9 protein-coding genes are annotated in these 10,359 nt (G+C 46.0%); 2 read left to right on the plus strand and 7 right to left on the minus strand.

The genetic code is table 11. The features are described from left to right. Window positions 1-321: 321 nt before the first annotated feature. Window positions 322-465, plus strand: coding sequence for a hypothetical protein (locus Q0241_RS13305; protein ID WP_299378269.1), 144 nt, complete (start codon window positions 322-324; stop codon window positions 463-465). A gap of 259 nt (window positions 466-724) precedes the next feature. Here the strand turns inward: Q0241_RS13305 and Q0241_RS13310 are convergent, their stop codons facing one another. After that, window positions 725-1,153 carry a MucR family transcriptional regulator gene (locus tag Q0241_RS13310; RefSeq protein ID WP_299378272.1) on the minus strand — a complete coding sequence of 143 codons (429 nt, stop codon included), beginning with the start codon at window positions 1,151-1,153 and terminating at the stop codon, window positions 725-727. Window positions 1,154-1,214: 61 nt separating this feature from the next. Between Q0241_RS13310 and Q0241_RS13315 the strand changes: the two genes are divergently transcribed. Further along, window positions 1,215-1,963 (plus strand): IS5 family transposase gene (locus Q0241_RS13315; RefSeq protein ID WP_299378274.1). Its coding sequence is split into 2 segments (ribosomal slippage): window positions 1,215-1,542 and window positions 1,542-1,963, totalling 750 coding nucleotides; the frame shifts between segments, so codons are not numbered across the junction. A gap of 155 nt (window positions 1,964-2,118) precedes the next feature. Here the strand turns inward: Q0241_RS13315 and Q0241_RS13320 are convergent. The 6 genes from Q0241_RS13320 to Q0241_RS13345 all read right to left on the minus strand — a co-directional run. Next, complete coding sequence (locus Q0241_RS13320) at window positions 2,119-3,153, minus strand: siderophore-interacting protein (RefSeq protein WP_299378277.1); 1,035 nt, start codon at window positions 3,151-3,153, stop codon at window positions 2,119-2,121. Window positions 3,154-3,194: 41 nt separating this feature from the next. Next, the gene (gene fhuB, locus Q0241_RS13325) at window positions 3,195-5,198 is read right to left on the minus strand and encodes a Fe(3+)-hydroxamate ABC transporter permease FhuB (protein WP_299378280.1); all 2,004 of its coding nucleotides are present in this window, start codon (window positions 5,196-5,198) and stop codon (window positions 3,195-3,197) included. Next, complete coding sequence (locus tag Q0241_RS13330; RefSeq protein ID WP_299378283.1) at window positions 5,195-6,163, minus strand: ABC transporter substrate-binding protein; 969 nt, start codon at window positions 6,161-6,163, stop codon at window positions 5,195-5,197. Before Q0241_RS13330 ends, fhuB begins: the two co-directional genes overlap by 4 nt. Beyond that, window positions 6,153-6,962 (minus strand): ATP-binding cassette domain-containing protein, encoded by an 810-nt coding sequence (locus tag Q0241_RS13335; RefSeq protein ID WP_299378285.1) that lies wholly within the window; start codon window positions 6,960-6,962, stop codon window positions 6,153-6,155. Before Q0241_RS13335 ends, Q0241_RS13330 begins: the two co-directional genes overlap by 11 nt. Beyond that, window positions 6,962-9,364: a TonB-dependent siderophore receptor gene (locus Q0241_RS13340; protein WP_299378288.1), complete on the minus strand. Its 2,403-nt coding sequence runs from the start codon at window positions 9,362-9,364 to the stop codon at window positions 6,962-6,964. The genes Q0241_RS13335 and Q0241_RS13340 overlap by 1 nt, the downstream gene beginning before the upstream one ends. A gap of 120 nt (window positions 9,365-9,484) precedes the next feature. Then, window positions 9,485-10,359, minus strand: an 875-nt coding sequence (locus Q0241_RS13345; RefSeq protein ID WP_299378291.1) for a FecR family protein, incomplete at its 5' end; no start/stop codon positions are given.

Genomic DNA, 10,359 nt, shown 5'->3' on the forward strand with positions numbered 1-10,359 from the left:
TAGAGTGTCCGGTGTCGGCCATTGGACACAGAGCCAATCTGTCTGATTAAGATCATAACGGTCAAATAAGAAAGGCAATCAAAATGAAATCGGATAGAGAACTCAAGCCATGTTCAACATGCGGTGGAACTGGATCCACATTCGCAGGCGTGACCTGCCTTATGTGCAACGGGATGGGACAACGAAAGAAAACTTAGCGGGTTTTCTAGATTCGCTTTCGGTTTCGTGAGCAGGAAGCGTAATTTTGTCCAGCTGGCAGTTACGCACCCTTTAGATTCTGTAATTGAGGGCGTGCGTTTGTCCCATGATTGAATGTTGGGAATGTCTGCTTCCGTTGATGCCAACGGCGAAATCCAACTTCCGCTACCGGCCCGCTTGGACAATCACCCAATCGCCATGCAATCCGATCTGCGACATGCTCAATTTTGGAATTATTGGCTCGATCCGGACCTTCGACGCTTCTGAATTATCGGCCACTCGGCACCCTGCCCCGATTGGATATCTGAGCCTTATCGGAACTTCAGAGTTCTGCTTAGACGTCGGGAGTGCGGACAAACCGACGTGGTATGCAGAGAGCCGATGCTCATCTTGCGACAAGGTTTGCGACTATCCTGATGTGCGGTTGAGACATTTCAGTTTAGCGGAGTGAGAGCCATCTCTAGGTGGCGTTGACAATCTAGGTACGAGGAAAAAATACGACTTATGCGGGATTTTTTCCCAAAGCCTATTTCTTCTTGCGGCCACTCTTGGTGCCCAAGCCAATAGTTTTTGCCAGCTCTGACCGACGCGCGGCATAGGCAGGTGCAACCATTGGGTAGTCGGGTTTGAGCCCCCACCTTTCACGATATTGCTCAGGTGTCAGATCATGGTGGGTTCTGATGTGCCGTTTCAGAGATTTGAATTTTTTGCCGTCTTCAAGGTAAATCAAATGTTCCTGCTGCAGGGATTTTCTGATTGTCACGGCAGGTTCTTTTTTCGCTAAAGCAGCTTCCTCCTTTTCTGCAGCGACGCCGGTGACGCTCTTAAAAACAGCGGCGATTAGCTTTGGAAGCTGATCGGCAGCAATCGGATTGTTGCTCACATACGCTGCAACAATCTCAGCAGAAATTTCGGTTTCAAAGGAAGTATCGATGTCATTAGGGTGTGAACCCAATTCAGTCTCTTGATTTTGCTTATGAAAGTATGATTCACGACCTCCATTGATGGAGGTTCTCATGGCACGGTTTGATCTGACTGACGAAGAATGGGCGATTATTAGTCCACTTCTGCCAGTACAAGGGCGTGGTCCTGACCGTAAGGACGACCGCAAAGTTCTCAACGGGATATTCTACATTCTGCGAACCGGCGCTCCATGGCGCGATTTGCCGGAGCGATATGGCCCGCGAGCAACGGTTTACAACCGTTATGTTCGATGGGGTGAGCGCGGTGTCTGGCAAGGGATATTCGAAGCACTTGCCCAGGAGTGTGAGGACGCTCTTGTCTTCATTGACGCTTCCATCGTCAAGGCTCACCGCGCAGCGGCTGGGTCAAAAAAAGGGAACTGGAAGAAGGTATTGGCCGCTCACGCGGAGGTCGCACAAGTAAGGTTCACGCGGCTGTAGACGCCAAAGGACGTCCGCTGCGATTGGCTATTTCTGGCGGGCAACTCCACGACAGTCAGATGATGGACGCCTTCCTCGATTGGGAAGTGCCGCCCCTCGCCATCGTGGCCGACAAGGCATACGGAAGTCGCAAAATCAGGCAGCAGATTGCTGATGAAGGGGCATTGGCGGTCATTCCATCCAAGAGCAATGCGCGCCAGCCGATCCCCCACGACAGCGGCCTTTACCGACAGAGAAACATCGTCGAGCGTTTCTTTTGCAAAATGAAGGATATGCGCAGGTTGGCTACCAGGTTCGAGAAGAAAGCTCGAAACTTCCTTTCAATGGTGCAACTCTTCGCAATCAGATGTTGGGCGAATTGAGTCCACACCCTAGTTTTCGTATATCTTTATTATACACAATAGAATTTTTTTCAAAGAAGAGAATACTTACTCAAATAATTGTTTTGATTATCCTCAGAAATAAAAACTTTGATCCCCCAGAATATTCCCGCTTGAGAATAAGTGCTCCGCATAATCTAATTGTCTTTAGTCCAATAGGCTGCACAATAATATTGGTGTGCTTTTAGCTTCCACTCCGTTTTCAAGGTCTTCCTAATTTCTCTGGCGTCTGTTTGTTCGCCAGCGAACCAGACATAAAGATCATCATGCTGAGGTAAATTGACTTCGACCATTGATGCCGTCAACTGTCTGTCGCGTTCGGACAACCAGCAAACATCCACCCCAGCAGGTTTGTTAAAGACTGTTTGATAATCTGTTTTTCGTGTTGAAAGATAAACTTTGCCCTGCGTATTGGAAGAACAGTTTTCCAGAATACGGGAAATCGCAGGTAAAGCAGTTTCATCTCCCCCCATTAATAGCCAGCTTTGATTAAGATAACCGCCGCCACCTGGGCCCATAACACCAATAGTAGCGCCCTCTGGAACACTTTCGGCCCAATCTGCGGCAACACCACCTTTGTGCCGTACCACATCAAAATCCAATTCCCCCTGTTCCGGTCTGACATAACGCGCAGTATAGACCCGGTTATGCAATTCATCTTCACCTTCGGGAAATTGTACTTTTCCAGATTTTAGCCGAATTGGCCAAACTGGTTTTCGATTTGGCGATTTGGGTAATAACAGCCTGAAATGCAGCCCTCCTTCGTTAAAAATAGCCAGATCATCGCCAGCTAAAGTTATACGTAACATTCCCTCGTTTAGAATAACTCGTTTGACAACAGTCATTTTTCTAAAGTTGGCAGGTGAACCTTCATCAAGGTTTTGCCCACTCCAGATCAAGTCGGATAACTTCAATCCAGGCATATGACCCGTTAAATAGTCAGCCACAAAATCACGCATAATGTCGAGCCCGTCATCTCTTTCGGTTTCAACAATTAAATTCATTTGTTCCTCTGTTGCTGAAAGACGCAACACTCCGTATTCACTTTTTATAGAGAAACTATTATCGCTATGTTTTTCAGCCTTTAATTCATGCTGTTCGATATGACGAACTTGCGCTTCAAGATGTTGGTCTGCATCGCGGATCGGAAGGCTTAAGGAAGATTGAAACATAGCTCACTCGTAATATTACAAAAATTAAATTAGGTCTGATTTTATGTACTGTTGCCTTTTGCAAAGGTGTTTTGACGGCTCATCAAAATTAACAACAATGGTGTTCCGACAAGCGCGGAAAGCAATCCCGCTGGCATTTCATAAGGATAATCAATGACACGGCCAATCCAATCAGCAACAACCATCAATGATCCCCCAGCAAGCGCCGCAATAATCATTTGCAAACGAGCTTGATGAACCCCTAATGACCTTGCGATATGTGGTGCCATCAACCCGACAAAACTGAGCGGACCAACAAGAACCGTTGCCCCCGCCGTTAAGCAGGACGCCACAGTAAAAAGAACAAAGCGTGATTTACGTACGTTTAGACCAAGCCCAAGGGAAACTCTCTCACCAAGGTTCATGACATCCAGCGCCCGTGAGCCAATCAGAAGAGGTACCATCAAAGCACACCCAAGAAAAAGCGCACCACAGGCAGCTTCCAGACTAACCCCATAAGTAGAACCAGCCATAATACGAAGCAAATGAACGGAACGAAGATCTCCTGTGGCCGCCAAAGCACCAATCAGGGCGTCGATTAAAGCGCCGAGGGCAACACCGATCAAAATCATCCTTTCGGGCTGAAACCCGCTTTTTTTTCCAAAAGCAAAAAGCGCTGCAAGGACAATACTTGCCCCAAAGAGTGCGCCAATCGCCATGGTTTCAGGGCCAACACCGACAACAAGATAGATACAGACACCGATGCCCATCATAGCCCCGGCATTAATTCCCAAGACTTCGGGGCTTGCCATAATATTCCCGGTCAAACGTTGAAGTAACATCCCAGCCAAAGCCAGCATAATTCCAGCGCCAAAAGCTGCAATTACCCTAGGTACGCGCCATTGATAGACCGCATCCCAGTTTCCTGAAAAATCAAAAGCCCATCCAATATCTGCGTCTCGACCAAAGGTCACTGCCAAAATAACGACACTGATTGAAACCACCGACATGATCATCAACAACCTAAGTCCAGCGACTTGTCGCCAAACAATTGGTGCATCACTTGTTTGCACCACGGTTTCAAACTTCATTCTTGGGATAAGAAACAATAAAAGTGGCGACCCTAATAGAGCTGTCACAGCCCCTGTTGGTACAAATTCGCGCAAACTTCCTGCCAAAATTTGAATAACAGCATCTGTCATCCATAACAATGTCGCGCCAATCAATGCACTCCATATCAGTTGAGATAGGACTTTACGTGCACCACAGAGCCTGACAATCATTGGAGCAACCAACCCAATAAACCCGATAACACCGACAGCGCTAGTAACAAAGGCCGCCATAGCAATGGCGATAGATACGGCGCAAAACCTGATCATTCCGGGGGAAACACCAAGCGATGATGCACTCCCATCCCCCAGTACCAACAAGGAAAAAGGGCGCACCATTATCATGGATAAACCAAACAGGATTAAAAGTTGGGGGGCAAGAGCGCTCGCTACATCCCAACTTTGTTGGGATAAAGACCCAGCCCCCCAAATAAATAAACTGGCTAGATAGCGGTCATTTAGCAAAACTAACAATGAAGCCAATGCACCGAAATAAAGACTAACGATCAAGCCTGTTAGAACCAGAGAAATAGGAGAGAAATCACGTCGAGCCATAAGCCCAAAAACTAGAGCCGCAGCTACACCAGCACCGACAAGCGCAATAACTTCACGGCCATATACCAAGGTTACCGGGAAAAATAACCCTGCAATAACCAGCGCCAGATAAGCACCTGCAGACACGCCCATTGTTGTCGGAGATGCCAATGGATTACGCAGAGCCAATTGCAATATTGCACCAGAAAACCCCAATGCCAAACCACAGAGGATCGCGACGCTCAATCGGGGTAAACCTGAAAAAAGGAATAACATCTGTCGAACATTGTATTCATTGCTATCTACCCCATGAACAACAATGTCCTGAATATCCTGCCCCATGAGTATCCATGATAAAACGAGTGCGACACACAAAATCATACAAAACAGCGCCGGATTATAATTGCGTTGCACTTCACTCATGAATAACGGCTTTCCAGATAAGACAGGATTAACGACAAAAACCGTTTAGCCGATGGCAACATCCCGAACATCAGAACAGGTGGCATAAGCGCAAAGCGGTCGTTTTTCACAGCGGGTAAATGTTTCCACAAAGGGCTATTTTCCAGAGTTGGCTTTATGTCATCCATTAAAGGTTCAAAAACAACAAGCTCCATTTCCTTTGTTGCTGTTAAGGCCAATCGTTCCAGCCCTATCGTCTGAAACCCCCAATAATTTGTTTCCTCTGTCCATGCGTTTGTTAAACCAACCTCGTCCATCACATTTTGATAAAGGCTATTTTCGCCATATACTCTAGCGTGTCGTCCATCCATGAAATTAAGTAACGTCAAGGGTGGGTAATTTCTTTTTGCAACAAGATCCCGAGCTTTGGCTAGCTGAACATTAAAAGCCTTCAGATATGCTTCTGCTTCTTTTTCAATCCCCAATAAAACACCCAGATTTTCTGTTATCTCGCGCGAAGCCTGTAAGGGTTGGCGTTTTCCATCAAAAAGCGGGATCATTTCAATCGGCGCAATCTTTTCCAACACAGGCTTATGGCTGGCCGTATAGGGTGTCATAAGGATAAGGTCCGGATTTAAGCGTGATATTGCCTCTAGATTAATGACCAGATCTTGCCCTATATCGGCCACCGAGGAAGGTAGCTTTGGTGCGCCGACCCAATAATCCCAGTGTTGGGCCGCAACTACCCCTACAGGGGGAATCCCTAATTCCAACAAGGTTGTTGCCGAACCATAATCCAGACACACAATTCGACGTGGGGGATTTTTACCTTGAGATGCTTGGACTGAAGGAAAAATAGATAAGAACGGCACCGTCGATGCGGTCGCTCCCATCTTCAAGAGTGTCCGTCGATCCTGAAAATATCGATGATTAGGGCAACTTTTTTGTCGTTTTTCATCACACTCATTCTTGGGATTAAACAACATAGGTTATTGCTCCAGCCCCATAGGGATGCGGCAAAACCCCCATTTCCACCCCGAAAATCTTTGCAAGGGTTTCCCGTTGCAGAATATGCGCGGGTGCCCCATCTGCGATTAATTCACCATTGCGCAATGCCAAAAGGCGGTCACAAAAACGGCCAGCCATATTGATGTCATGCAGCACCATAAGAACAGAGATGTTTTTCTTGTGCGCAAGGTCACGTATCAGACTCAATATCTCGACTTGATGAGAAACATCCAACGCTGAAATTGGTTCATCCAGTAACAGACACTTTGCGTCCTGTGCAATTAACATTGCAATCCATACACGCTGACGCTCTCCGCCTGACAAATTATCAACCTGCCGATGACGTAGAATATCTGTATGGGTTAGCTCCAGAGCTTCATCGACCTTTTGCCGATCAATATCTGTAAAACGGCGAAACGCGCCATGCCACGGATAGCGACCATGTGAAACGAGCTCTTCAACTAACAACCCCTGTGCAGAAGGCATGTGTTGCGGCAAGTAAGCAACACGACAAGCAAATTCCTTTTGCTTCCAAGTTGAAAACTCCTTCCCTTCTAGCTCTAGAATACCCGTAGATGGAATTACCTGATGGGCAAGGAGTTTAACCAATGTTGATTTACCGGAACCGTTGTGCCCCAACAGTCCACAAACAACTCCTGCCTGTAGATCCAGACTGACAGGTTTCAGAATAGACGCCGCACCAGCCGTGAACGATAATTCACGACTGGTGAGAACAGGCTGTCTTTCTGTTAGAAGGACAGTGTTAAGTAATGTCATCAGAAACGATAACGAAGGCTGGCCTGAACAGTTCGCCCCTCGTCCTTGTAACAACTTCCTGAAGCACAGATCTGCCCATCTTTATCAAAAAGGTTGTTGGCATTAATCTTGAATTCAGCCCCTTCGAGCTTGTTACTTATTTCGCCCAGGTCATAACGTAATGCAGCATCAAAGAAATATCGTGCATCATTATTTATGGTATTCGTATCATTACCTTCGCTCTCACCGAAGTAACGTACCCCGCCAGATACACCCAATCCCCGAAGAGAACTATTCTGGAACTGATAATCAACATAGGTTGATAAAGTATGGAGCGGAATACCAGAAACCTGCTTGCCTACAGTGCCTGTTGGACCATCTTTAATTTCAACATCCGTATAGGCATAGGCCGCATTCAGGCTAAGACCTTCGGTTAAGCTTGCTACGGCTTCGAGTTCAAAACCGCGAGAACGCATATCCTGCTGAACCTGAACATTCAAACCAGATGACGAATCAAAGACAATCCCGTCTTCTTGATCAATTTGAAAGACGGAAGCTTGAATGACAGCGTTCTGGTTCAGGAACTCATATTTCAAGCCAGCTTCCATCTGTTCACCAACAGTCGGTGCAGCCGGCGTCCCCCCAACGAGGTTACCAACGTTAGGGGTGAAAGACGTTGAATAGTTTGCGAAAGGTACCAAACCAAAATCGGTCACATATGACAAACCTAGTTGCCATGACATTTCTTCTTCGTCTTGCTTAATCGTACCAGTGTTATTTTTTGTTTCAGCATCCAGAAAATCATACCGAACACCTGCATTCAACCGCCACTGACGCCAGGCGAGTGAATCATGCATGTAGATACCGATTTGATCCTGTTCTTGATCAACAGCAAGCGAGGGGTTCATCGTGATTGCACCACCAATAGCCCCAAACCCCTGACGCTGTTCGTACTCGTTCGTACCGTAATCAAAGCCTGTAACCAGCGTGTGCTTAACAGTTCCTGTTTCAACGGATGTTATCAGGTGATTATCGATAACAAATGTCTCTTGTTCTTCAACGGCTAACCCAGCGTTCTGAATTGATCCCCCAGCCCCTTGTCGATAAGCATATTCTAGGTTGATATCAACATTGGCATAGCGGGTATTTTGACGGAAGGTAAAGGTATCATTGAAACGGTGTTCGAACTCATAACCCAGACGGTATTGTTCGTGATCAAAATCATTCCAATCTTCATGTCCGGTATAAAGATCTGTAATGCCATTTGCATCATTGTAGAAGAACGCTGTCCCCCCCGTCTGAGAGTCCATATATTCTGTCAAAACAGTCAGCTTGGTATCTTCGGTTGGCTTCCATTCAATAACAGGGGCAATATATGTACGATTATCGTTATAGCCCGGCAGATCGGTTTCACTATCGCGAACAACACCCGTCAAACGATATTTGATTGTTTCGTCATCATCGATGGCATCAGAAAAATCAAAATTCCCCTGAAAACGCTCATTATTACCTGCAATAAATTCAACTTCTCTCAGGCGATCTTTTGTGGGGCGCTTCGTTACGATGTTCGCAAAACCACCCGATGAACTGGCCCCATAAAGCGTAGAAGAAGGGCCCTTGAGAATTTCAATTCCCTCAACACCATAAGGTTCTGCACGATATACCGCTGAAGAGCCACTGAACTGACGCAGGCCATCACGAAACACGCCGTTATAAACCCCATCAAAACCACGAATGGTGAAAGAATCATAACGATTATCAAAACCAAAGGCACTGGTCACAATACCCGGTGTGTAGGCAAGCGCTTCATTCAGGGTTTTTGGCGCTCTATCATCTAATTGTCGTTCAGTTACAACCGAAATATTCTGAGGTACTTCAATCAGCGGTGTATCTTTTTTGGTACCAATTTGGCTGACCAGCGGCACATAACCATCCTGAACAAGCGTGTCATCACTTTCTGCCTCAATCACAATCGGTGCTAAGCGACTGTTTTCCTGGTTTCCTTTTGGATCAAATTTTCCGATTGTAACAGTACCATCGTCAGAAATGATGTAATTCAACCCTGTCCCGTTCAGCAAGACAATCAGGCCACGTTCTAAGGACATAACACCGTGCACACCTGAGGTCCTTAGATTTTCCAGTGCTGCACTATCAGCTAAAATCTGAACATTAGCTTGCTGGCCAAAAAGTAAAACTGAATCAGCTAACGATTGTGGTGCAATCTGAAAACGTAAATTTTGCTGCTGCTCCCCCGAAACATTCTGCGCGATTTCATCTAAAGGTTTTTGATTAGAAGTCTGGTGATTAGTCGTTTGGGCAAAACCACTATTTATTGTTAATAATGACGTAGCCAACGCAGTTGTCATCATCATTACATAACGGCGCAAGACTTTAGTCTTACGGATTTCTTGAACTTCACTCATTGAGCGGTCTCCACTATTTTTTCGTTGAGAGCCTGAGCCGAAACCTCAGATGCGAACAAGTCGCATTTTCATCACTTATACTTCAACAACGATAGAGCTCGTTCATTTTTCAAATTTTTTTTATTTTTTTGATAAAATAATTACCCAGGGGGAAACCTCGGTTACTTCCAGCCCGTGTAAACTAGCAATTCCACGAAGGCTTTTACGTGGCTGATCTAATTTAAAAACACCAGTCAAACGCTTCTCGCGAACGTCGGTATTAGAAATAAATATATGCCCGTTGAAAAAGTGATCAATCTGATCAACCACAGAACCGAGCGGTTGGTCACGGACTTTCAAGTACCCTGCTCGCCATGCCGCAATATCATCTATAGGACGCTTAGAAAGCTTATAATCATGGCTACTTAAAAACGCGACACTCTCACCAGGCTTTAGCTGAACAGAAACAGTATCCTGCTTCATGTGATTGACCTGGACCAGTCCTTCGGTGACAGCCACACGAACCCCCGTATCCTGTTCATCAACAAGAAATGCCGTTCCAAGAACCTTTGTCTGTATGTTCTCTTTTTCCACAATAAAGGGACGGGTTTTATTTTTACTTACCTCAAAAAAAGCAGCCCCGGATAAAATGGTGATCCGTCCTTCTTTCTCGCTAAGCTTTACATCGATTGCCGTTTCTGGGGCAAGAGTAACACGACTACCATCCTCCAAATCCAGCACACGTACTTCTGGCTTACTGTTTACGAAATCAGCCCCTAAGTATTTAACCTGATACGAAAATAGCGGAAGTGAAAAGGCGATAAACAAAGATAGGGTCATAAAACTTACGGCACGGGTAACTCTGCGCGCGAAACCAACTTTCGCAGAAAACGGCAAATGACCAGAAGAAGAAGAAGAAGAAGAAGAAGAAGAAATCGTAGTCCCCTTACCAAGGTTCTGACTTATAAGGGAACCTGATTGGGAAATCTTTTTAGGGGGCGAATTCAGCTCAAAAG

The organism is uncultured Kiloniella sp. (genome assembly GCF_937128705.1).
Lineage (GTDB): Bacteria > Pseudomonadota > Alphaproteobacteria > Kiloniellales > Kiloniellaceae > Kiloniella.